23 protein-coding genes and 1 pseudogene are annotated in these 21300 nt (G+C 71.4%); 15 read left to right on the plus strand and 9 right to left on the minus strand.

Annotated elements, in window-relative coordinates; translation table 11 throughout:
• Positions 1-247 precede the first annotated feature (247 nt).
• Entirely contained in the window at positions 248-439 is a 192-nt protein-coding gene (locus ACIQZO_RS18765; protein ID WP_403627322.1) for a hypothetical protein, read from the plus strand.
• A gap of 91 nt (positions 440-530) precedes the next feature.
• Here the strand turns inward: ACIQZO_RS18765 and ACIQZO_RS18770 are convergent, their stop codons facing one another.
• The gene (locus tag ACIQZO_RS18770) at positions 531-875 is read right to left on the minus strand and encodes an SRPBCC domain-containing protein (RefSeq protein ID WP_403627323.1); all 345 of its coding nucleotides are present in this window, start codon (positions 873-875) and stop codon (positions 531-533) included.
• 346 nt (positions 876-1221) lie between these two features.
• Here ACIQZO_RS18770 and ACIQZO_RS18775 point away from each other — a divergent pair, with 346 nt between their 5' ends.
• Positions 1222-1794 carry a GNAT family N-acetyltransferase gene (locus ACIQZO_RS18775; protein WP_403627325.1) on the plus strand — a complete coding sequence of 191 codons (573 nt, stop codon included), beginning with the start codon at positions 1222-1224 and terminating at the stop codon, positions 1792-1794.
• A gap of 61 nt (positions 1795-1855) precedes the next feature.
• On the opposite strand, the gene ACIQZO_RS18780 is transcribed toward ACIQZO_RS18775, so the two are convergent.
• Positions 1856-2860, minus strand: a complete 1005-nt coding sequence (locus ACIQZO_RS18780; protein ID WP_403627327.1) for an SDR family NAD(P)-dependent oxidoreductase — start codon at positions 2858-2860, stop codon at positions 1856-1858.
• Positions 2857-4044, minus strand: a complete 1188-nt coding sequence (locus tag ACIQZO_RS18785; protein ID WP_403627329.1) for a UDP-N-acetylglucosamine--N-acetylmuramyl-(pentapeptide) pyrophosphoryl-undecaprenol N-acetylglucosamine transferase — start codon at positions 4042-4044, stop codon at positions 2857-2859. Before ACIQZO_RS18785 ends, ACIQZO_RS18780 begins: the two co-directional genes overlap by 4 nt.
• A gap of 158 nt (positions 4045-4202) precedes the next feature.
• Here ACIQZO_RS18785 and ACIQZO_RS18790 point away from each other — a divergent pair.
• From ACIQZO_RS18790 to ACIQZO_RS18830, 9 genes and pseudogenes are all read left to right on the plus strand, one after another.
• Positions 4203-4838: pseudogene (locus ACIQZO_RS18790) on the plus strand (transposase).
• Entirely contained in the window at positions 4835-5233 is a 399-nt protein-coding gene (locus ACIQZO_RS18795) for a hypothetical protein (RefSeq protein WP_403627331.1), read from the plus strand. The pseudogene ACIQZO_RS18790 and the gene ACIQZO_RS18795 overlap by 4 nt, the downstream one beginning before the upstream one ends.
• A 111-nt stretch (positions 5234-5344) precedes the next feature.
• On the plus strand, positions 5345-6382 hold the full coding sequence (locus ACIQZO_RS18800; protein ID WP_403627333.1) for a beta-propeller fold lactonase family protein: 1038 nt from the start codon (positions 5345-5347) through the stop codon (positions 6380-6382).
• Between the two features lie 234 nt (positions 6383-6616).
• Positions 6617-7384 (plus strand): response regulator transcription factor, encoded by a 768-nt coding sequence (locus tag ACIQZO_RS18805; protein ID WP_403627335.1) that lies wholly within the window; start codon positions 6617-6619, stop codon positions 7382-7384.
• A complete protein-coding gene (locus tag ACIQZO_RS18810) occupies positions 7381-8766 on the plus strand; it encodes a sensor histidine kinase (protein ID WP_403627337.1) in 1386 nt (461 codons plus the stop codon). Before ACIQZO_RS18805 ends, ACIQZO_RS18810 begins: the two co-directional genes overlap by 4 nt.
• 294 nt (positions 8767-9060) lie before the next feature.
• On the plus strand, positions 9061-9264 hold the full coding sequence (locus tag ACIQZO_RS18815; RefSeq protein WP_004986771.1) for a cold-shock protein: 204 nt from the start codon (positions 9061-9063) through the stop codon (positions 9262-9264).
• A gap of 390 nt (positions 9265-9654) precedes the next feature.
• Positions 9655-11169, plus strand: coding sequence for a DEAD/DEAH box helicase (locus ACIQZO_RS18820; RefSeq protein WP_403627339.1), 1515 nt, complete (start codon positions 9655-9657; stop codon positions 11167-11169).
• A 58-nt stretch (positions 11170-11227) separates the two neighbouring features.
• Positions 11228-11554 (plus strand): SCO5918 family protein, encoded by a 327-nt coding sequence (locus ACIQZO_RS18825; RefSeq protein ID WP_403627341.1) that lies wholly within the window; start codon positions 11228-11230, stop codon positions 11552-11554.
• A 427-nt stretch (positions 11555-11981) separates the two neighbouring features.
• A complete protein-coding gene (locus ACIQZO_RS18830) occupies positions 11982-12320 on the plus strand; it encodes a MerR family transcriptional regulator (RefSeq protein WP_403627343.1) in 339 nt (112 codons plus the stop codon).
• 72 nt (positions 12321-12392) lie between these two features.
• Here ACIQZO_RS18830 and ACIQZO_RS18835 read toward each other — a convergent pair whose 3' ends face one another.
• Together ACIQZO_RS18835 and ACIQZO_RS18840 are read right to left on the minus strand one after the other, a co-directional pair.
• Positions 12393-13133: a MerR family transcriptional regulator gene (locus tag ACIQZO_RS18835; RefSeq protein ID WP_403627345.1), complete on the minus strand. Its 741-nt coding sequence runs from the start codon at positions 13131-13133 to the stop codon at positions 12393-12395.
• A gap of 48 nt (positions 13134-13181) precedes the next feature.
• Positions 13182-13784, minus strand: coding sequence for a hypothetical protein (locus ACIQZO_RS18840; protein WP_403627347.1), 603 nt, complete (start codon positions 13782-13784; stop codon positions 13182-13184).
• Between the two features lie 309 nt (positions 13785-14093).
• Here ACIQZO_RS18840 and ACIQZO_RS18845 point away from each other — a divergent pair, with 309 nt between their 5' ends.
• Together ACIQZO_RS18845 and ACIQZO_RS18850 are read left to right on the plus strand one after the other, a co-directional pair.
• Positions 14094-14984 carry an SDR family NAD(P)-dependent oxidoreductase gene (locus ACIQZO_RS18845; RefSeq protein ID WP_403627349.1) on the plus strand — a complete coding sequence of 297 codons (891 nt, stop codon included), beginning with the start codon at positions 14094-14096 and terminating at the stop codon, positions 14982-14984.
• 172 nt (positions 14985-15156) lie between these two features.
• Positions 15157-15738 (plus strand): TetR/AcrR family transcriptional regulator, encoded by a 582-nt coding sequence (locus tag ACIQZO_RS18850; RefSeq protein ID WP_403627351.1) that lies wholly within the window; start codon positions 15157-15159, stop codon positions 15736-15738.
• 29 nt (positions 15739-15767) lie between these two features.
• On the opposite strand, the gene ACIQZO_RS18855 is transcribed toward ACIQZO_RS18850, so the two are convergent.
• The 3 genes from ACIQZO_RS18855 to ACIQZO_RS18865 form a co-directional block, all read right to left on the minus strand.
• A complete protein-coding gene (locus ACIQZO_RS18855; RefSeq protein WP_403627353.1) occupies positions 15768-16088 on the minus strand; it encodes a hypothetical protein in 321 nt (106 codons plus the stop codon).
• Positions 16089-16135: 47 nt separating this feature from the next.
• A complete protein-coding gene (locus ACIQZO_RS18860; RefSeq protein WP_403627355.1) occupies positions 16136-16552 on the minus strand; it encodes an SsgA family sporulation/cell division regulator in 417 nt (138 codons plus the stop codon).
• Between the two features lie 92 nt (positions 16553-16644).
• Positions 16645-17619 carry a 5'-nucleotidase gene (locus ACIQZO_RS18865; protein ID WP_403627357.1) on the minus strand — a complete coding sequence of 325 codons (975 nt, stop codon included), beginning with the start codon at positions 17617-17619 and terminating at the stop codon, positions 16645-16647.
• A 227-nt stretch (positions 17620-17846) separates the two neighbouring features.
• Between ACIQZO_RS18865 and ACIQZO_RS18870 the strand changes: the two genes are divergently transcribed.
• Together ACIQZO_RS18870 and ACIQZO_RS18875 are read left to right on the plus strand one after the other, a co-directional pair.
• Positions 17847-19034, plus strand: a complete 1188-nt coding sequence (locus ACIQZO_RS18870; RefSeq protein ID WP_403627359.1) for a glycoside hydrolase family 64 protein — start codon at positions 17847-17849, stop codon at positions 19032-19034.
• Positions 19035-19331: 297 nt separating this feature from the next.
• Positions 19332-20843 (plus strand): glutamate synthase subunit beta, encoded by a 1512-nt coding sequence (locus ACIQZO_RS18875; RefSeq protein ID WP_403627361.1) that lies wholly within the window; start codon positions 19332-19334, stop codon positions 20841-20843.
• A gap of 180 nt (positions 20844-21023) precedes the next feature.
• Here ACIQZO_RS18875 and ACIQZO_RS18880 read toward each other — a convergent pair whose 3' ends face one another.
• Entirely contained in the window at positions 21024-21248 is a 225-nt protein-coding gene (locus ACIQZO_RS18880) for a hypothetical protein (RefSeq protein ID WP_403627362.1), read from the minus strand.
• Between the last annotated feature and the right edge of the window lie 52 nt (positions 21249-21300).

Below are 21300 nucleotides of genomic sequence, written 5' to 3' on the forward strand. Positions count from 1 at the left end.
GCCGGCGTGCGGCAGAGCGGCCGATCGTTGTCCGGACCCGGATGGAGGCCGGACGGCGCGCCGCACGGTCCGGCGGCGGAGGGTTGGCCCGTCGCCCTGCCGTCATCGGCGGCCCGTCCGCACCACGGGCGGGTGGCCGGGAGCGGGAGCCGGCGGAGCATTCCGACCGCCGGGGACGCCGTCAGCCACAGGGGGAGTGGGCCACCCTCCCCGGACGGCACGTCAGGAAGGCTGCGAGACTGGGACGATGAGCACTACGCGCCGCCCGCTCGGGCAAGGACCGGCCCCCGCCGTCGACCCCCAGGAGCAGCCCGCCGCCCGCGGCCGCACGGCTGCCGAACGAGCCATCGAGACGCACCCACCCGCCCCGCCCGTCCTCGCCGACGCGGAACTCCCCGCAACGCCCCGTCGTACGCTCGGCGCCGGCGCCCGCCCCTGATGCGGACAGGGGTCGACGGCGGCCGCCGAGGGCCGTTCCGTCCGTCCTCGGCACCGCGCCGGTCGGTCGTGGTCATCCAGCCGGGCCGGGGCTACTCGGCCTGTCGACCGGGTGATCCGCCGGACGGGGCGTTCGCGGTCAGGACCTCGTCGAGGTGGGGCAGGACGTGGTCGGCCCACGCCGTCGTGTGGCGCTCGACGCCGGCTCGGTCGTAGAAGCCGGCGTGGGTGAGTCGCAGCCGGGTCCCGCCGTCCCGGGAGGGCTCCAGCTCGACGGTGACGACCGTCTCGGCGCCGTCGGTGCCCAGGGCGCCCGTGACCCAGGTCAGCCGGACCAGCCGGTGCGGCTCCAGCGCCAGGAACCTTCCGTAGTGGGGGTGGATCCGGTTCTCGTGCCGGGTGACGAACACGAACGGTTCGTCCACCGCTGCGCGCATGCGGACCGTGCCCGGCTCCGCGAATCAGGTGTCGAACCCCTCGGTCCACGCCCGGTACACGGCTTCGGTCGAGGCCTTCATCACCGCTCCACCGCCAGAGCGTGCGGGCGCGCGGCGAGGTCGGGTTCAGGCAGCGGACCGGGTTCCGTCATCAGGCTTCCCCTCGATCGAGGTGTGTACGGGCCCCAGAATGCCCCTCCCACCCCGCACTCGCCTCCGCCTCGACCACCGGACCTGAGAAGTCGACACGAAGGGCGGCGGCTCCGGAACCTCACCGCCCGGCCTCCGGCGGCGACCACCGAAAAATGGCACCCGCTCCTTCGGGCGGCCCGCCTACCATTCGATCATGATCAACGGCGAACTGGTGGGGCTGCGCGTACTGCGTGCGCAGGACCTGGAACATCACGTGCGGTGGCGCAACGACGTGGAGGTGGTCCACTGGGCCGCCGCGGGGGATCCGCTCTTCGGGCCGGTCACGGCTGAGGCGGTGAGCCTGGGATTCGACACCATGCTCCGGCTGAACCCGCGTGAGTCCGCCGTCTTCACGATCGAGGACCTGGCCGACGGGACACCGATCGGCATGGCCGACTACCGCGACCTGGACCCGTTCGCCCGCGTGGCCACGGTCGGACTGACCATCGGCGAGCGCGACCGCTGGGGCAGGGGCTACGGCTCGGAGGCCCTGCGGCTCCTGGTGAACCACCTCTTCGGAACCTTCGGGCTGCACCGGATCGAGCTGGACACCTGGAGCGGCAACGAGCGCGCCGTGCACGCCTTTACCCGCGCCGGCTTCCACGAGGAGGGCCGCCGCCGCGACGCGATCCTGGTGGCGGGCACCCGGTACGACACCGTCCTGTTCGGGATGCTCCGCGACGAATGGCCGAACACACCCCACCCGACCTCATCGGACGGCCGATAGGAGCGGCGCGCCTCCTGTCCACCTCAGTCGCCCCAGGAGTCGCCAGGCAACGGCCCGGGCCCTACACCGCGTACCGGTCCGGCGCGAAGAGGGCGGGGTTCGCCGCGATCCAGTCCGATGTGCGGCGCAGGCCCTCCTGCAGGCCGACCCGCGGCTGCCAGCGGGCCCACTCGCGGGCCCGGGAGTTGTCCGACAGCAGCCGCTGGACCTCACTGCCCGACGGGCGGAGCCGCGTCGGGTCCACCACGACCTCCGCGTCCCTTCCGGAGGCGGCGATCAAGGCCTCGGCCAGGGCGCCCACGGAGATCTCCTCGCCCGTGCCGAGATTGACCACCTCGCCCAGAGCCCGGTCGCATTCCGCCACTGCCAGGAAGCCCTCGGCCGTGTCCGTCACATACGTGAAGTCCCGGGTCGGGGCGAGCGAGCCGAGGCGGATCTCCCGGGAGCCCGCGTGCAGCTGGGCCAGGATCGTCGGGATCACCGCGCGCGCCGACTGGCGCGGCCCGTACGTGTTGAAGGGGCGCACCACTGTCACCGGCAGTTCGAAGGCGTGGTGGAAGGAGAGCGCCATCATGTCCGCGCCGATCTTCGAAGCGGAGTACGGGGACTGAGGCTGAAGCGGGTGGCTCTCGGAGATCGGCGCGGTCAGCGCCGTCCCGTAGACCTCGCTGGTAGAGGTGTGCACGAGGCGGCCCACGCCGTGCCGTCGGCAGGCCTCCGCCACGTTCTGCGTGCCCGTCACGTTCGTCTGCACGTACGCGCCCGGCGAGGCGTAGCTGTACGGGATCCCGATCAGCGCCGCCAAGTGGAACACGGTGTCGCAGCCGGCCACCGCGTCGCTGACCCGGCCCGCGTCACGGACGTCGCCCGCCCACATCTCCACCGAGCCGTCCCGGCCGTCCGGGTCGGCGAGGTAGCGAGCCAGGTGGCCCTTCTCCGCGTACGGCTTGTAGTGCACGAAGGCGCGCACCCGCGCGCCGCGGGACACCAGCAGGTCCACCAGCGTCGAGCCGATGAAGCCCTCGGCGCCGGTGACGAGGACGGTCCGGTCGGTCCAGCTGTTCATATGCGCTCCAGGTGGGGGGAGGGGACGGGGCCGACGACGCGGAGGACTTCCGCGGCCAGCAGTTCGGCGGCCCGCGCGTGCGGGCCGGGGTCGGCGGCGCCGGCCATCGACGCCAGCCGGGCCGGATCGGCCAGCAGGGGGCCGATGAGGTCGGCGAGGCGCCCGGCGGTGGTCTCGGCGTCGGGCAGCAGCAGCCCCGCGCCCGCGTCGGACAGCACCCGCGCGTTGTGGGTCTGGTGGTCGCCGGGGGCGTACGGGTAGGGCACCAGCACCGCCGGCACCCCGGTCGCCGCGAGTTCGGCGACGGTCGCCGAGCCCGCCCGGCACACCACCAGGTCGGCGGCCCCGTAGACGAGGTCCATCCGGTCCAGGTACGGCACCGCCCGCGCGATGCGCTGCCCACCGGACGTGGTGAGGTCGGCCACGGCACCCGGCAGCGCCGCCGGACCCGTCTTGACCAGCAGCTGTACGTCGTCCCGCCCCTGCCAGAGCCCGGCCAGCGCGACGGCGGCCCCCGTCAGGCGTACGGCGCCCAGGCTGCCGCCGTTGAAGACGACCAGCCGCCGCCCCGGCGGGACTCCGAGGGCGCGCCGGGCCTCGGCGCGCAGGGCCGACCGGTCCGGCCGGGGGAGCTCGGCGAGGCTCGCGAGCGCCGCGGAGATCGGCATCCCCGTGGTCAGCGCGCGGTCACCGCCGGAAAGGTGGCCCCGGCTGCGGTCGAAGGCCACGGCGACGTGCGGGGTGAGCCGGGCCGCGAACTGGTTGGCACGGCCCGGTACCGCGTTGGACTCGTGGATCACCGCCGGCAGCCCGGACAGCCGCGCCCCGAGCACGGCGGGCGCGCTCGGATAGCCGCCCATGCCGACGACGACCTGGGCGCCCTGCGCCCGGATCACCGTGCGCGCCTGATGGGCCGAGCGCAGCAGCGCCGCGGGCAGCAGGTACCGCTTCGCGCCGAGGGCCGGGTCGAAGGGGATCATGTCGACGGTGTGCAGGCGGTAGCCGGCGCCGGGGATCAGCTCGGTCTCCAGGCCCCGCTCGGTCCCGATGAACGAGACCACGGCTGAGGGCACGGCGGCGCGCAGCGCCTCCGCGAGCGCCAGCCCCGGATAGATGTGCCCGCCGGTGCCGCCCGCACCGATCACGACGGAGAGCGCCGCGGGTGTGTGTCGTGGTGTGGTCATGGCCGCACACTCCCGGTGCGCCCTAAGAAGGTTCTAAGAGGCCGGTTCGTGAGGCTTCGGGTGGTTCTGGCATCGCCTGATGGTGGTGTGGGTGTGGTCTGAATCCGCCGGTTCCCGGTCACTGATCTGCTGATCTGCTGATGTGACGAGGTGACGAGGTGACTGAACGCAAGCCGTACCCGAGTGACTTATCGGACAGGCAGTGGGCGTTGATCGAGCCGGTGATCACGGCGTGGAAGGACCGGCACCGCTCGGTCAGCGGCCACCAGGGCGCCTACGCGATGCGGGAGATCGTGAACGCCATCCTCTACCAGGGCCGGACCGGCTGCCAGTGGGCCTACCTCCCGCACGGGCCGCAAGCGGGGCCTGGCCGTGGACGTGCTCGGCCTGGTCATCGCGGTGGCCGTCCTCGCCGCGAACGCGCACGACGACACCGTGGGCGTCGCCCTGCTGGACCAGGTCGCCGAACACACCGGCGGAACCGCCGAGAAGGCCCTTGTCGACCAGGGCTTCAAGAACCAGGTCGTCGCGCATGGAGCCGGCCTGGGCATCGACGTCGAGATCGTCGCGCGCGACCCGCAGGAGAGGGGGGGGGCGTTCCGCAGCCCAAGCGGTGGAGAGTCGAGCAGACCTACGGGATCCTGATGCTGCACCGGCGTCTGGTCCGCGACTACGAGCACCGCCCGGCCTCGTCCGTCTCCCGCGTCTACTGGGCCATGACCCAGGTCATGGCCCGCCGCCTCACCGGCGAGAACACCCCCACCTGGCGCGAACCGCAGACGGTGAGCGCGTGAACCTCCAGCCCCTGCTCGACGCGCTCGGCATCCAGGAAGACGCCGCCCGGGCCTTGGCCGACGACCTCCGCACCCGGATCGACGACCTGCAGGCCCGGCTGCGGGAGGCCGAGACCCACCTCGAACACCTCGCGATCACACGGAAGACTGTCACCGGTTTCGCCGACCGGCTCCCGGCCGCCCCGCCGGACTTGCCCGAGCACCCGGACTACCCCCGCATCCTCGCCGTCTTCAACGACGTGACCAGCCTGCTGCGAGCCCGGGACGTCTGCGAAGCCCTCAACCACCAACTGGTGCCGAAGAACATCGAGGGCACCCGCGCCAAACTGAAACGCCTGGTCAAGCTCGGCATCCTCACCGAAGCCGACACCGGCGGCTTCACCAGGAAGCAGTAGCCGGCCGAGCACCCTGATCCTCCGCCCTGGTCTTCCGAATCCCCACCCGTGCCGTTGCCTTCGGGGCGAGCCTCGCCTCTGACCGGTACCGCGAGCCGTAGCTTGTGGTCCATGACACGGACTCAGGGGACCGGGCGTCGAGCGGGCGGGGCTCTGACGGTGGCACTCGCGGCGCTGGCGAGCGCAGCGGGGACGCTCGCGGCGCCGGCACCGAACGCCTCCGCACAGCCGGGCTCCTTCGCCTTTGCCTTCGTCGCGAACCTCCGCTCCGACACGGTCTCGGTGATCGACACACGTACCGACACGGTCGTGGACGATGTTCGCGTGGGTGACGGGCCCGACAGCGTGGCCGTGACTCCCGACGGCTCGCACGTCTACGTCACGAACTCCGCGGCGGACACCGTGTCGGTGATCGAGGCCCGCACCAGGACGGTCATCGACACCATTGCCGTGGGAGAAGAACCCAGCAGGGTCACGATCTCACCGGACGGAGGGCACGCGTACGTGGCCAACGTGAGGTCGGACGACGTCTCGGTGATCAGCACCCGCACGCGGAAGGTCACGGACACCGTCAAGGTGGGGGACTCGCCCCTGGGCCTGGCCGTGCTGCCGGACGGCTCCCGCCTCTACGTCGCCAACGCGGCTTCGGACGACGTCTCAGTGGTCCGGACCGACACCAACACGGTCGTGGACACGGTCCCCGTGGGCAACGGTCCCACCGCACTGACCCTCACCCCGAACGGCCGTCAGCTCTACGTCTCGGACCTGACCTCGGACGACCTGTCGGTGATCGAGACCCGCGGCAACACGGTCACGGCCCGCATCCCGGTCGGAGTGCAGCCCGCCGGCATCGGCGCCGGCCCTGACGGACGCCACGTCTACGTGGCCAATGTCGGGTCGAACAGCGTGTCGGTGATCAGCACCCGTACCCATGGCGTCACGGACACCATCGAGGTGGGTGCCGGCCCCAATGGACTCGCCGTCGGCCCCGACGGCTCCCACCTCTACGTCAGTGAATTCGAAGCGGACACGGTGTCGGTCATCGACACGGCAACCGCGCGGGTTACCGGCACGGTGCCCGTCGGCGACGGGCCGACCGGCGTCGCGGTCACGCCGCGCAAGCGCGGTCCGGGAACTACGGGACGGTGATCCTCCAGCGCTGCCGGCCCTCGGTGTTGCCGTGATCAGCGGGCCCTTGACAGGTGTCAGGGTGGTCAAGCTCGGCATCCTCACCGAAGCCGACACCGGCGGCTTCACCAGGAAGCAGTAGCCGGCCGAGCACCCTGACCAGCAGCCCTGTCCCAGCCTCACCCGGAAACGGACATCCGCTCACGAACCGCCTTCTAAGAGGTTCTCTCAGAAGCGTTTGGCAGGCTTTGCCCCATGAGCTCCATGGGCAGCACGGGCAGTACGGGAAGCGCAGGCGGTACGGGCCGTACAGGCGGCACAGGCGGCACAGGCAGTACGAGCGGGCGGCGCATCCTCGTCGTCGACGACGAGCCCGAGGTGCGGGAGGCCGTCGAGGACGGACTGACGGTCGAGGGGTACGAGGTCCTGGGCGCCGCCGACGGTCTGGCGGCCCTCTCGCAGGTGGCGGCCTGGGAGCCGGACGCCGTCGTCCTGGACGTGATGATGCCGGTGCTCGACGGGCTCGCCGTGTGCCGGCAGCTGCGGGCGGTGGGCGACCGTACGCCCGTCCTCGTCCTGACCGCGCTCGACTCCGTCAGCGAGCGCGTCGACGGGCTGGAGGCGGGCGCCGACGACTACCTCGTCAAGCCGTTCGCCCTGGACGAGCTGGTGGCCCGCGTCCGGGCGCTGCTCCGGCGGGCCGCGCCCGGACCCGGGGGCGCCGCCCCGCTCGGCTTCGCCGACCTCGTCCTCGACCCCGAGACCCGGACGGGTCGGCGGGGCGGACGCCCGCTGGAGTTCAGCCGTACCGAAGCGGCCCTGCTGGAGCTGCTCCTGCGCCACCCGCGCCAGGTACTGCCGCGCGAGCTGATCCTGGAGCTGGTGTGGGGCCGGGACTTCGGGCCGGACTCCAACTCCCTGGCCGTCTACATCGGCTACCTGCGCCGGAAACTGGAGGCAGCGGGCGAGCCCCGGCTGGTCCACACCGTTCACGGGGTCGGCTACCGGCTGGACGCGGCGTGAGCGGCGGCCGCCGTCGGCTGGGCCGCGCCTGGCGCAGACGCCGTCCCCTGCGGACCCGGCTGGCGCTGTCCGTCACCGCCGCCGTGGCCGTGGTGGCCGTCGGGGTGTGCGCGGCGGCGTTCCTCGTGGTCCGCTCCGCGCTCTACCAGCAGCTCGACCTCAGCCTGACCCAGTCCGCGCGGCTCGCCGCCCAGCGCAACCCCGGAGCGGCGCCGGGCACCCTGGCGGGGGAGTGCCGCTACCTGGCGGCTCCCGCGTGCGCGGAGGTGGTGGCCGCCGACCCGGCCAAGGACCCCGGAAGCCCGGGACTGCTCCCCGTGGCCCCGGCCGCGCGGCAGGTCGCCGGGGGCGAGCGGGCCCCGTACTACACGAACATCACCCTGGCCGGGTATCCCGCCCGGATGCTCACCACCGACTACGCCAAGGGGCGGGCCCTCCAGGTCGCCCTGCGGGCCGACACGGTGGAGGACGGCATCGAGGAGGCAGCCGGGTGGCTCGTGGTGACGGCGGTGGCCGGGGTGCTGCTGGCCGCACTCCTCGGGTACTGGGTCTCGAGGACCGGCCTGGCGCCGGTCACCCGGCTCACCGCGACGGCCGAGCGGATCGCCGCCACCCGAGATCCGCGGCACCGTATCGAGCTGCCGCCACCGGGTCGGGAGGACGAGATCACCCGGCTCGCCGGGAGCTTCAACACCATGCTGGGGGAGCTGGAGCAGTCGGTCACCGCGCAGCGGCAACTGGTCGCGGACGCCTCGCACGAACTGCGCACCCCACTGACCGCACTGCGGACCAACGCCGAACTGCTGGCGCGGGCCGACCGGCTCACACCGGACCAGCGCGGCCGGGCCTCCGCGGCGCTGGGGCGGCAGCTGCGGGAGGTGACGGGGCTCGTCAACGACCTGATCGAGCTGGCGCGCGACGAGGAGCCACAGCCGCTGGTGGAGCAGGTCCGCCTGGGCGCCCTCGTGGAGCACTGTGCGCAGGCCGCGCGGACGCACTGGCCGGCCGTGCCGTTCCAGGTACGGGTGCCGGCGGAGTCGCTCGTGGTGCCCGGGGTACCGGCACGGCTGAGCCGACTGCTGGGGAACCTGCTGGACAACGCGGCCAAGTTCAGCCGGGGCGGGCTGCCCGTGGAAGTGGAGCTGGTGGCGGGCGCCCCCGGCCGGGGTCCGGAGCTGACGGTGCGCGACCACGGGCCGGGCATTGCGGCGCAGGACCTGCCGCACGTCTTCGACCGGTTCTACCGGGCCGGGGCGGCCCGCGCCCTGCCCGGTTCGGGGCTGGGCCTGGCCATGGCACGGCAGATCGCCCGTGCGCACGCCGCGGAGCTGACGGCGGAAGCCGCCCCGGGAGGCGGCGCGCTCTTCCGGTTGACGTTCTGAGCCTCCCCGGCAGTCAATATCTGTGCCCGCGCGATGAGAATTAGGCGAACCACGCCGTGAGGCTTTTTCCTGCAGTCGACGATGCGAGATTCTTCACGGCACACCGGCTACCGATGCGTGCTACTGTCGATCTCAGTTGCAGTTGTGGTTCCCAAAACTTCAAGTACCCCAGCAGGTCTCTGCACCCTGGGTGTGCTTTTACTTATCCGGTCATTTCCGGACGGGGCAATCATCGCGGCGACACGGACTCCACACAGTGTGGAGCCCGATGTACTGCCCCAAAGGAGATATGACATGGCTACTGGAACCGTGAAGTGGTTCAACGCGGAAAAGGGCTTCGGCTTCATCGAGCAGGACGGTGGCGGCGCTGACGTGTTCGCCCACTACTCGAACATCGCCGCCCAGGGCTTCCGTGAGCTGCTCGAGGGCCAGAAGGTCAGCTTCGACATCGCGCAGGGCCAGAAGGGCCCGACGGCCGAGAACATCGTTCCCGCCTGACGCTGACGCGCACTTTGTAGCTGGGGCCCGCATCCTTCGAGGTGCGGGCCCCAGCTGCGCCCGTTTTCGCGCCTCCCCGCGCCGGCCGCGGGGACCGCTTCGAGGAATCCGCAGTCCTTCGTACGCGGCTCCTCGGCCGGCCGATGCGCCGGCCGACACGCCGGGTTCCATGCCCGGTTCCACACCGGTTCCGCACCGGTTTCACCCCGGATCACGTCCCGGGTCCCACGCCCTCAGGGTGTCACCATCATTTTCAGCACCTGCCGCCCGCCTTTATATTCGGCCGGCCAGGCCTGTTTCGCATTTCTATTCGGCCCGTTCTTGCAATTCTCCGCGCAGTGCACGACGGCGGGAATTCCTTGATATGAGCCGTATCGAGGAAGGTTCCGCATGAACCGCACGCGCACGAACGACCGATTCGCCCGCACCCGTAACAGCAGCACCGGTTCCGGTTCGGGATCCGGCTACGGCAAGAGCGGGGGCCGCTTCGGCGGTTCGGCCCCCAGCCGCTCCGGCGGCCCGAGCCGCTCGGGCGGGTACGGCCGCCGGCCCGCCGCGATCCAGGGCGAGTTCGCCCTGCCCAAGACGATCACCCCCGCGCTGCCCGCCGTCGAGGCCTTCGCCGACCTCGCCATGCCCGAGGAGCTGCTCGCCGCACTCACCGCGCAGGGCGTGGCCGTGCCGTTCCCGATCCAGGGCGCGACCCTGCCGAACTCCCTGGCGGGCCGCGACGTGCTCGGCCGCGGCCGGACCGGCTCCGGCAAGACCCTGGCCTTCGGCCTCGCCCTGCTGGCCCGTACGGCCGGACAGCGCGCCGAGCCCCGTCAGCCGCTCGCCCTGGTCCTCGTACCGACCCGCGAGCTGGCCCAGCAGGTCACCGACGCCCTCACCCCCTACGCCCGCTCGGTCAAGCTGCGGCTGGCCACCGTCGTCGGCGGCATGCCCATCGGGCGGCAGGCCGGCGCGCTGCGCGGCGGTGCCGAGGTCGTCGTCGCCACGCCGGGACGGCTCAAGGACCTGATCGACCGCGGGGACTGCCGACTGAACCAGGTCGGCATCACCGTTCTGGACGAAGCCGACCAGATGGCCGACATGGGCTTCATGCCGCAGGTCACCGCCCTGCTCGACCAGGTGCGCCCCGAAGGCCAGCGGATGCTCTTCTCCGCCACCCTCGACCGCAACGTCGACCTGCTGGTGCGCCGCTACCTGACCGACCCGGTCGTGCACTCCGTCGACCCGTCCGCGGCCGCGGTGACGACGATGGAGCACCACGTGCTGCACGTGCACGGCGGTGACAAGCACGCGGCGACCACCGAGATCGCGGCGCGCGACGGCCGCGTCATCATGTTCCTGGACACCAAGCACGCCGTGGACCAGCTGACCAGCCACCTGCTCAACAGCGGGGTACGGGCCGCCGCCCTGCACGGGGGCAAGTCGCAGCCGCAGCGCACGCGCACCCTCGCCCAGTTCAAGACCGGGCACGTCAGCGTACTCGTCGCCACGAACGTCGCGGCCCGCGGCATCCACGTCGACAACCTCGACCTCGTCGTCAACGTGGACCCGCCCACCGACCACAAGGACTACCTGCACCGCGGCGGCCGTACCGCCCGTGCCGGTGAGTCCGGCAGCGTCGTCACGCTGGTCACGCCGAACCAGCGCCGCGACATGGCGCGCCTGATGGCGGCCGCCGGGATCACCCCGCAGACCACCCAGGTCCGCTCCGGCGAAGAGGCCCTGAGCCGGATCACCGGCGCGCAGGCCCCCTCCGGCATCCCGGTCGTCATCACCTCCCCGGCGCCCGAGCGGCGCGAGCGCACCGGCTCCGGCTCGCGCAACCGGCGCCGCCCCGCGGGCGCGGCCGCCCGGCGCAGGCCCGTCCGGCAGTCCGCCGCCGACGCGGCGTGACAGTCGTTCCCTCTGCGTGCCTGTTCCCTTCCGTGTCCCCTTCCCCTTGCGAGGCATCATGCGCTGCGTCATCGCCCGATTCCCGTTCGACCTGACCAAGATCGGGGTGCTGGAGTCGATGAAGGGCATCAAGCCCGAGCCCGTCGTCGGTGAGTCCGTGACCATCGGACGCAGGACCTACCCGGTCAAGCAGGTCGGCCAGGTCGTCACGCGCCAGGACCGCCGGGACTTCAGCGCCGGCGAGGTCGTACGTGCCATGACCATGCTCGGATTCACGTGCCACGGCCTGCCGCAGGCTCCGGCCGAGCCCGAGCCCGCGCTCACCCCGTTGCAGCGGGCCTCGGCGATGCTCGGCGCGCCCGCGCCCGTATCGGCTTCCGCCTGACCGCGCACCAGCCGTACAGCAATTGAGGGCCCGACCGCCGTACGCGGTCGGGCCCTCACTGCTGTGCCGTTCGGGAGAAGGTCTTTCACCGTCGACCACGAGAAAATCTATCGCGGTCAGAGTAGACATCCGGCTGTGACGTGCCTATGGTTTCTTCCATAGCCAAGAGCGAAGGAATGGAGGAAGCAGACACCATCAGGATCGCCCGGGTAGGCAGCTCGCGCCCGGGTACCGCACGACCCCCGAATGGAAGGTGGTCCCCGGTCAGGCATTCCCGATCCCCGCACTCCCGCCCGTCTCCAGGGCGCGAAGCGGAAACAGAGAGCCGGCGCAGCACTGAGGCCGGTAGATGGTGTTGAATTTCCTTCAGGGCCTTGGTGCCGTACGGCACCAAGGCCCTTCGACGCGTTCCCACGAAGAGGTGCAGATGACAGCGGATGACTCGCTCGGCGGCCGACTGGACGACGATGACTACCCCGCCTACACGATGGGCAGGGCTGCCGAACTCCTCGGCACGACCCCGGGGTTCCTGCGCGCCATCGGCGAGGCCCGGCTGATCACGCCGTTGCGCTCCGCGGGCGGCCACCGCCGGTACTCCCGCTACCAGCTGCGGATCGCGGCCCGCGCCCGGGAGCTCGTCGACCAGGGCACGCCGGTCGAAGCCGCCTGCCGCATCGTCATCCTGGAGGACCAGCTCGAAGAGGCTCAGCGCATCAACGCCGATTTCCGCCGCGCCGCGACCCCCACGCCCGACGACTCCCGCTGAACCCCTGCCGCACCCGTGATACGACGCCGCGGCGCTCGTCCCGGTGGGATCTTCCATCATGGGTGCGGCGCGTCAGCCCCCGTGCCCGGTGCGCCGGCGCTGCTCGGCGCGGCGGGCGAGCGTGTCGAGGATGCGCTGCCAGGCCGGTGACGCATCGAGATGGATTCGTGAGAAGACCAGCTTCGGGCTCTTCGGCCGGTCGCCGTCCCGTTCGTGCCGTCTCTCCCACGCGTCGAGATCGTCGATGAGCCGGTCCAGGCGGGGATCGTGCGGATCCCAGTCGACGGACCGATCGCACGCGAGATACAGGCGCGTCGTCTCGGGGTCGTCGAACCTGGCGCTCTTGTCGCGTATCCGTTGCGGCATGGAGCTCGGTTCCAGCGCCTGGAGCAGGATCCATGAGTCGCGCTCCAGGCGCACCCTCCGTTCGCTGATCCCGAGGCCGCGCATCCGGTTCAGGAGGGCGACCACGTCCGGGGGGAGGGCGAGCGTCTCGCCGCTCGCCAGGTCGGCGATCCGGCGCCGGTATGCGGTGAGTTGGTCGATCTTGTGCTGGAGTTCGGCGTCGATGTCCGTGATGGCCGATGCGAACTCGCTCTGTTGCGCGTGCAGCAGCGCGTCGATCCGGGACAGCGGAACACCGGCATCGGCGAGGGTCCGGATCCGGATGAGGTCCACCGCCGCCTGCGCGCTGTAGCGGCGGTATCCGGAGGAATCCCGCTCGGGCTCCGGCAGCAGGCCGATGTGGTGGTAGTGGCGCACCGTGCGAACGGTCGCCCCGGCCGTCCGCGCGAGTTGACTGATCGTCAGCACCGTTCACCTCGGATCATCCGGCGTGGTCGAGCCGAGTCCAGGCGCTGTTCAAGGACGGCCCAGCCGGCCGACGACGTCGCGGACCGCCTGGACCACGGCATCGGGACGATCGAAGCAGAGCCGGTGGTGGAGCGTGTCGCAGATGATCCGCTGTTCCCCGTGCGAGACCGCGCTCACCAGGGCGGCGTCCATCCTCGTCCTGCCGTCGCGCAGATCGCTCACCGTCCGCTCCGGCGTCCGCCCCGGCCGGTCGGGGTCGGTGCCCACCACGGTCAGAGCGACCAGCGGTACGTCGGGAACGCCCGGCCCGGCCTTCAGCTCGGTGGCGAGTTCGACCAACCTGCTGCGCTCGGCGATACCGACGTGGAGCCACTCGGCACTCGCCTTGGCATCGATCAGCGGCTGCCTCAGGTGCTCCGGGTGGTCCGCGAGCAACTCGGCTCCCATCTCGCGCAGGGCCGGGCGCATGTGCTCGAGCTGCTCCGGGCCGGGCGCCATCTGCTCGGTCGCGGCCAGGCCCGCCGTGGGAGGCATGAAGTCGTCCCAGTCGCGGTGGAACGCGTCCAACCAGACCAGTCCGGCCACGTCCTGCGGGTACAACTGCGCGAACCGATGCGCGTAGGCACCGCCGAGGGAGTGCGCCGCCAGCACGTACGGGCCGGGCCGACCGCGCCGGCGCCCGGCAGGAACACGACGGCGGGTCCGCCGCTGCCCGACCGGTGCACGAAGACGCGGCGGCCGTCGATCTCTTGGAATCCTCCGATCGGCGGGGCGGGGCGGGCCGAGTCGAGGAAGTGCTGTGGTTCGTCATGCACCAAGGCTCCAACCCTGACGCAGGGGCAGGGTCAACCCCATGTGTCTCCGATCTCGACGACTCGAAGCGGATAGGTGATCCGGATCCGTGTTACGGTCGCGGTAACCGGATGTTCTATCCGGATCTGAATCGAGGGTGGGAGAGCCATGAAGAAGACTGCTGTGGTGACGGCCGGAACGGCCGGCATCGGCCTGGAGACGGCGCTGGGGCTGGCGGCTGCCGGGTTCGCGGTCACCGTGGTCGGCCGTGACGCCGACCGGGGCGCCCGAGCGGTCGATCGGATCAACGCGACGAGTCCGGCGTACCCGCCGCGCTTCCTCGCGGCCGACCTCGGCTCACTCGACGAGGTGCGCGCGCTCGCCGACCGGATCGCCTCCGACCGTGCCACCTCGGGCGATCCGCTGACCGTCCTGGTCAACAATGTCGGGGCGATGTTCGCCGAACGACGGGACCCGGGCGGGATCGAAGCGTCGTTCGTCGTCAACCACCTCTCGCCGTACCTGCTGACCGAGCTGCTGCTGCCCACGCTGACGGCCGGCGCTCCGAGCCGGATCGTGAACGTGACCTCCGGCGCGGTCGGGCTCGCGAAGCGGGTGTTCGACGCCGTGGAGCCGCCCGGCGGCTACTACGGCTTCCACTGGTACGGCCGCGCCAAGCTCGCCCACCTCGCTCACACCCTCGACCTGGCCGCTCGGCTGGAGGGCACGGGCGTATCGGTCTTCGCCGCCGACCCGGGAGGCGCCGCGACCGACATGACCAACGGGACCATGAACGACCCGAGGATCGTCTCTCCCGCCCTGCGGCTGCTGTGGCCGCTGGTGCGCCGCAGGTTCGCCCGCTCGACCTCCGGACCGGCGTCGGTGGCGGCCAGGTCCTCGATCCTCGCCGCCACCGACGAGGCCCTGACGGGACGGACCGGCATCGTCATCGGCGCCCGGGCCACCCAGGTGGCCCCCTTCCGTGCGGCGACCGACCCTGCTGTCGCCACGGCCGTACGGCGCCTCAGCGAGCGGTACGCACCGGTCGTAGTCGCCTGATCTGCCGGGCCGGGCGATACGGAGGGCGCAGATCGCCGACCGGGGGTGCCGACCGGGGGTGCCGACCGGGGGCGCGGACTGAAGGTGCGGACCGAGGGCGCGGAGTCGAGGTGCGGACCGAGTGGGTGGGCCGTGAGGTCATCCGGATGGGCCATCCGATTAACATGTCCCCATGACGACGACACCCCTGCGCAAGGACGCGGCCCGCAACTGGGAACGGATCATCGCCGTCGCCCGCACTCTCGTCGACGAAGGCACACCCCTGCAGCTCAACGATGTCGCCCGCCGCGCCGGACTCGGCGTCGGCACCGTCTACCGGCACTTCGCCACGCCAGAGGCCCTGCTGGAGACCGTCGCCACCCCATGCCTGGAGACCCTCGCCGCCCACGGCCGGCGGGCGCTGGCCGACACCGATCCGTGGCGCGCCCTGGAGGCCTTCCTGACCCGCACCGTCGAAGCGCAGGTCACCGATGCCTCACTGGCCCCGGTCACCGCCGCGGCCGCGGACACGCTGCCGCGCACCACGGAGCTCAAGAGCGCGATGTGGTCGGCCGGCGCCACCCTCCTCGACCGGGCCCGCCGGTCCGGGGCGGTCCGGCCCGACCTGGCCCCGGGAGACCTGGTCCCGCTCATGTGCGGGATCGCCTACGCCGTGCACGTCCACGGCGGCGAGCCGGCCGACCGGATCGACACCGCCCACCGCTACCTGACGACGCTGCTCGAAGGGCTGCGGGCCGCACCTGCGCACACGTAGGGCGCTGATGTGTGGGCGCGGCTGTCGCCCTACGGGCGTGCCACGGCGGCGTCGCGGTCGAACCAGTAATCGCCGGCCGCGAGGTAGCGGAAGGAGCGGCTCGCCCTGGCCGCCGGGGCGCCGGTGGCGGACCCGGCACCGCCGGACCGGTATCCCGCCTCGTGGGTGGTTCCGGTCTGCGGACCGCCGGGCGCGCCCCCGGTCGGCAGCACGAACGCAGCCTCGGCGTCGGTCTGATCCTTGTGATGCTTGCGTTCGAGCACGGCGGAACTCCAGTCCGGAACGGAAGACACGGGATTGCGGGATTGCCTCAGCATGGCCCAGAGACGCGCCCCGCGCAGGTCGATCATCCACCGCGCCGCACCCCCACCATCACCGGTCACCGCCGGGATCCGCTTCAGTCCGCGCACTGGATCCTGCGGAGGAACCCGTCGACGTCCCAGGACTCGGCCCCGCGTGCCACCAGCTGGTAGGACTGCTCGAGGAAGCAGTTCACCTGGGCCGAGTCGGTGATCAGCACCGCGCATTCGTAGCCGATCCGGGTGTCCCCCCACAGCTCCATGACCAGGGTTTCATGTCCGCCCGTCCACCGGGGGCGGAGGCTGATGTCGCCTTCCCCTACCGGGCGGCACATCCCCTCGGACAGCATGTCCCGTTCGAAGTGCCACCGGATGGGAGGGCATCCGTCGGGCATGAAGTCGAACCGGACCGCATAGGGGTCGGACGTGTCGTAGACGGCCTGGGTCCGCACCGGCAGGAGGCTGCCGGCCACGGCCAGATGCGTCGAGATGGTGTCGGAGAGAGAGGACAGCAAGGAGACCTCCACAGGGCGAACAGGTGACCGGCTCTCGCGTACCCGCCGAAGACGCCGGGCATTCTGGATCACCCATGTGAATCTTGACCCGGTCAGGTGGGGCGCCCCTGCTCCGGGGATCCGCACCGGCCGCCGGGCGGGGGCGTGTTGACCACTCCGAACGGGATGTGAACGCTGGGGGTGCCCCGCGCCGTGCCGTTCAGATGGGCGACCTGGTCGTCGAAGAAGATGTGCGGGTCGAGGGCCTTCATGACGGCGGCCTTCTCGATACCACCGAGGAAGAAGGCGTCGTTGACCCGTAGACCCCACTCCTTGAGGCTCAGAAGGGCACGCTCGTGTGCGGGGGCGTCCCGCGCGGTGACCAGGGACACCCGGAGGCGGGGCCGGTACGTGGGATCCTCGCGGCGCCTGTCGTCCTCGAGGCGCTGGACGCGGTTGATGCCCGCGAGGAAGTCCCGTAGTGGCCCCGGGGCGTGGGGCGCGGTCGCGTTGCGGACCTCGTAGGCGCGGAACTCGTCGATTCCGCCGCTCTGGTAGATCCGCTCGGCGGCGTCGCTCGCCACCACTCCGTCGAAGTCGAAGGCCATGCGGAGCTCTGGGTCGCTCTCGTCGTCGATTCGGGCGGTTTTGAGTACGTGGCCCGCCGGCAGTCCGTCCGCGACGGCGTTACGAACGTCCGGTCCGTTGGCCGACAGGAACAGCGACATGTTCAGTGCCGGCATGAAGTGGTGCGATGGGCGGCCCTGGCGAAAGACCGCCCGGCTGATCGGCAGGTTGTGCGCCTTGATCGAACGCATGACGCGCAGGCCGGTGTCCGGGTCGTTGCGCGAGAGGATGATCACCTCGACCAGGGGATCGGACTGATCCGCCAGGTCGTTCAGCGACAGCAGGCGCCTGACGAAGGGGAAGGCCACCCCCTTGGCCAGGACGGTGTCCGCGTGGGCCGCCTGGTAGGTCCGGTAGGCGTCCTCTCCCTGCTCCTGGAACACCGTGTCGCAGTCCGTGAGATCGAACAGGGCGCTCGAGGCGATCCCGACGACCAGACGATGGGACAGGTCGTACCTCATGGCGCCCCCGATCGGCACAAGTGCACGGTTGGCAGGCTTATCTCCCTTCGGCGTGTCCCGAAAACGTGCACGGCCCGAGGCGGTCCGGCTTGTCGCGCTGTGACAGGTCCATTGACAGAAGTTGAATGCAGTCCGAGTCTGAGAGCGCTCTCAGCCGTCAATGAATGGCGTCGGAGCGTCGCACCTGCCCCCCCCACCCTCAGGTGTCCCCCACAAGGAGGAAGAGCGTGTTCCGTTTAGTGAAAGTGCTGGCTGCCGGGGTCGCGGCGACAGCCGTCGCCGCCGGCGTGATGGTCTTCGGACCGCTGGCATCCGCCGAGGCCGTACCGGCCACCATCCCCCTCACGATCAAGAACACTTCGGGCCGCAGCGAGCCCGTGTACATCTACAACCTGGGCACCCTGCTGACCACTGGCCAGCAGGGCTGGGCCGACGCCAACGGCGCATTCCACCCCTGGCCCGCGGGCGCCATTCCCCCCACCCCCGCACCCGACGCCTCGATCCCGGGTCCGGCCCATGGGCAGACCAAGACGATCCGGATGCCCAAGTTCTCCGGCCGGATCTACTTCTCCGTCGGCCAGAAGATCGTCTTCAGGCTCACCACCGGCGGCCTGGTGCAGCCTGCCGTGCAGAACCCCTCCGACCCGAACCGCAACATCCTGTTCAACTGGTCCGAGTACACACTCAACGACGCCGGACTGTGGATCAACAGCACCCAGGTGGACATGTTCTCGGCTCCGTACGCGGTGGGCGTGAAAGCGGCCAACGGCACGGTCAGGAACGCCGGTCGCCTGAAGCCCGGCGGCTACAACGCCGTCTTCAGCCAGCTGCGTTCGGCCGGCTGGGGCGGCTTGATCCAGAACCGCCCCGACGGCACGCCGCTGCGCGCGCTCTCGCCCGGTCACGGCATCGAGGCGGGCGGAATCCCGGCCGGCGCCATGAACGACTACATCAACCGGGTCTGGAGCAAGTACAGCTCCTCCACGCTCACCGTGACACCGTTCACGGACCAGCCGAACACCAAGTACTACGGCCGGGTATCGGGCAACGTCATGAACTTCACCAACGGCTCGGGCACGGTGGTCACCAGCTTCCAGAAGCCGGACTCCGACAGCGTCTTCGGCTGCTACAAGCTCCTGGACGCGCCCAACGACCAGGTCCGCGGCCCGATATCCCGCACCCTGTGCGCGGGCTACAACCGGTCGACGCTTCTGACCAACCCCAGCCAACCCGACCCGAACAACGCCAACTTCTACCGTGACGCCGTCACCAACCACTACTCCCGGATCATCCACGGGCAGATGGCCGACGGCAAGGCGTACGGCTTCGCCTTCGACGACGTGGGCGCCCACGAGTCGCTGGTGCACGACGGCAACCCGGCAGCGGCCTTCATGACACTCGAACCGCTCAACTGACCCGGCTCGCCCCTCCGCCCCCTCCACCCTCTCCGCCTGCCCTCGGGTTCGGTGCCGACCTCACCTGCACGGAGGTCGGTACCGCCCCGGCGGAGCCGTACCCGGATCCCGGATCACCGGCGCCGTCGTGCCAGGCGAAACGGCTACCTTCCGTGCCCGGCAGGTCACCGGTATCGCTAGCTCTTGGGCGCGGCCCGGATGGCGGCGTAACCTGGCCGAACCGCCATAGAACGCGCGTGCCAGAGACATGGTGCGAGCGCCGTGTACCCCGCCGCGAACGATCCAGGGAGGCGGCGCGTGACCGATCCGTTCGGCTTCCTCAGGATTCCCCGCGAGGCCGTGCCGGCCCGTCCGGTCGAGGAGAGGCTCGGCGACTGGCGCGAGGTCTACGCGGGCCAGGCGATGCTGCCGCTCGTCTCGCGGCAGGCCGACCGCTGCATGGACTGCGGCATCCCGTTCTGCCACACCGGCTGCCCCCTGGGAAACCTCGTACCCGAGTGGAACGCCTACGCCGCCCACGGCGACTGGCGCGCCGCCTACGAGCGGCTCCACGCGACCAACAACTTCCCGGAGGTCACGGGCAGACTCTGCCCGGCCCCCTGCGAGGACGCCTGCGTCCTCACGATCAACGCGGACCCGGTGACCATCAAGAACGTCGAGCAGGCGATCGCGGACGAGGGCCTGCGCCTCGGCTACATGACGCCCAGGCCCCCGGAGCGGAACAGCGGCAGGACGGTGGCCGTCATCGGCTCCGGCCCGGCCGGACTGGCCGCGGCGCAGCAGCTGACCCGCGCCGGGCACCGCGTCACCGTCCACGAGCGGGCCGACCGGATCGGCGGACTGCTGCGCTACGGCATCCCCGAGTTCAAGATGGAGAAGGCGCACCTGGACCGCCGCATCGAGCAGATGCGGGCCGAGGGCACGGTCTTCGCCACGGGTGCCGACGTCGGCGGTGCGACGGGCGCCGGAGCGGACGAGGTGCGGAGCGATTGCGACGCCGTGGTCGTCGCGATCGGGGCCGGCGAGCGCCGGGAGCTGCCGGTCACCGGCCGATCGCTCCATGGAATCCACCAGGCCATGGACTATCTGACCTGCGCCAATCGAGTTCGGGAGGGCGACTACCCCGCATCACCCCTCACCGCCGAAGGCAGACACGTGGTCATCGTGGGCGGCGGGGACACCGGCTCCGACTGCCTCGGAACGGCCCTGCGCCAGGGCGCGATCTCGGTACTCCAGCTCGACATCAATCCCGAGCCCGGCGCGGGCCGGACCGATGACGAGCCGTGGCCGGTGTACCCGAGGACCTACCGCATCTCCCACGCCCACGAGGAGGCCCGTGGTCGCGAGGGCCGCGATCCGCGGCTGTTCGCCTGCGCCACCCTGAGCTTCGAGGGGGACGCGGGGGGCCGGGTGCGGGCGCTGCACCTGACCGCCGTCGAGCCGGTGGCACGCAGCCCGGTGGCCGGCACTGAGCAGGTCATACCGGCGGGCCTGGTCCTGCTGGCCCTCGGCTTCTCCGGCCCCGAGCGGGCCGGCGGCCTGCGCGAGCAGCTGGGGCTGGAGTTCGACGAGCGCGGCAACTTCGCTCGGGACGCCGGCTTCGCCGCGGGCGCTGCCCGGGCTCCGGGCGTGTTCGTCGCGGGCGACGCGGGCCGAGGACAGTCCCTGGTCGTGTGGGCCATCGCCGAGGGCCGGGCCACGGCCGCCGCCGTGGACCGCTACCTCACCGGCTCCACCAGCCTCCCCGCCCCGGTCGCCGCCCATGACCGGCCCATGACAGCCCTGGGGCGCATGCGCTACGGGGCCTGAGCGCGGCCTTCGAGCAGACAGGTATCGCGCCACGGCTCCCCTGCTCAGCGCTGTACATGCTGTACATACGGTCAGTAGTGTCGAGCGATCCTTTGGCCAATGGCGCGGACCAGGCTCACGTCGGCCGCCCCGGCCCAGCAATGCCGTAGGCACCGGGCCGGGGCTGCGCGCCCGTGGCAGTCAGTGCTCGCGTCCGGGGCGGCGCCTTTCGCGGGGGGACTCGCCGCTGTCGTCGCCCACCCGATCCAGGCGGCTGGCCTCGTCCGTGTCCGCCGCACGGACGGGCGGCGGTACGTCCTTCCGGGACGCCCCGGACCGAGGTGTGACGTGGGGCGCCCGGTGTCGGTGCTGCTCGTCGTCGTGGTCGTGGAGCGGGACGCCTCCGGCGCCTCCTTGGTCCTCCATGGCGGATCCTTCCTGTGTGCCGGATCGGATCGGATCTCCCCAGTCGGCGCGT

Source organism: Streptomyces sp. NPDC097617, assembly GCF_044761485.1.
In the GTDB taxonomy this organism is placed as follows: domain Bacteria; phylum Actinomycetota; class Actinomycetes; order Streptomycetales; family Streptomycetaceae; genus Streptomyces.

Coding starts and splice junctions, on each gene's coding strand:
- ACIQZO_RS18765 (WP_403627322.1), top strand. CDS start 248: ATGAGCACTACGCGCCGCCCGCTCGGGCAAGGACCGGCCCCCGCCGTC.
- ACIQZO_RS18770 (WP_403627323.1), bottom strand. CDS start 875: ATGCGCGCAGCGGTGGACGAACCGTTCGTGTTCGTCACCCGGCACGAG.
- ACIQZO_RS18775 (WP_403627325.1), top strand. CDS start 1,222: ATGATCAACGGCGAACTGGTGGGGCTGCGCGTACTGCGTGCGCAGGAC.
- ACIQZO_RS18780 (WP_403627327.1), bottom strand. CDS start 2,860: ATGAACAGCTGGACCGACCGGACCGTCCTCGTCACCGGCGCCGAGGGC.
- ACIQZO_RS18785 (WP_403627329.1), bottom strand. CDS start 4,044: ATGACCACACCACGACACACACCCGCGGCGCTCTCCGTCGTGATCGGT.
- ACIQZO_RS18800 (WP_403627333.1), top strand. CDS start 5,345: ATGACACGGACTCAGGGGACCGGGCGTCGAGCGGGCGGGGCTCTGACG.
- ACIQZO_RS18805 (WP_403627335.1), top strand. CDS start 6,617: ATGAGCTCCATGGGCAGCACGGGCAGTACGGGAAGCGCAGGCGGTACG.
- ACIQZO_RS18815 (WP_004986771.1), top strand. CDS start 9,061: ATGGCTACTGGAACCGTGAAGTGGTTCAACGCGGAAAAGGGCTTCGGC.
- ACIQZO_RS18820 (WP_403627339.1), top strand. CDS start 9,655: ATGAACCGCACGCGCACGAACGACCGATTCGCCCGCACCCGTAACAGC.
- ACIQZO_RS18825 (WP_403627341.1), top strand. CDS start 11,228: ATGCGCTGCGTCATCGCCCGATTCCCGTTCGACCTGACCAAGATCGGG.
- ACIQZO_RS18830 (WP_403627343.1), top strand. CDS start 11,982: ATGACAGCGGATGACTCGCTCGGCGGCCGACTGGACGACGATGACTAC.
- ACIQZO_RS18845 (WP_403627349.1), top strand. CDS start 14,094: ATGAAGAAGACTGCTGTGGTGACGGCCGGAACGGCCGGCATCGGCCTG.
- ACIQZO_RS18850 (WP_403627351.1), top strand. CDS start 15,157: ATGACGACGACACCCCTGCGCAAGGACGCGGCCCGCAACTGGGAACGG.
- ACIQZO_RS18855 (WP_403627353.1), bottom strand. CDS start 16,088: ATGATCGACCTGCGCGGGGCGCGTCTCTGGGCCATGCTGAGGCAATCC.
- ACIQZO_RS18865 (WP_403627357.1), bottom strand. CDS start 17,619: ATGAGGTACGACCTGTCCCATCGTCTGGTCGTCGGGATCGCCTCGAGC.
- ACIQZO_RS18880 (WP_403627362.1), bottom strand. CDS start 21,248: ATGGAGGACCAAGGAGGCGCCGGAGGCGTCCCGCTCCACGACCACGAC.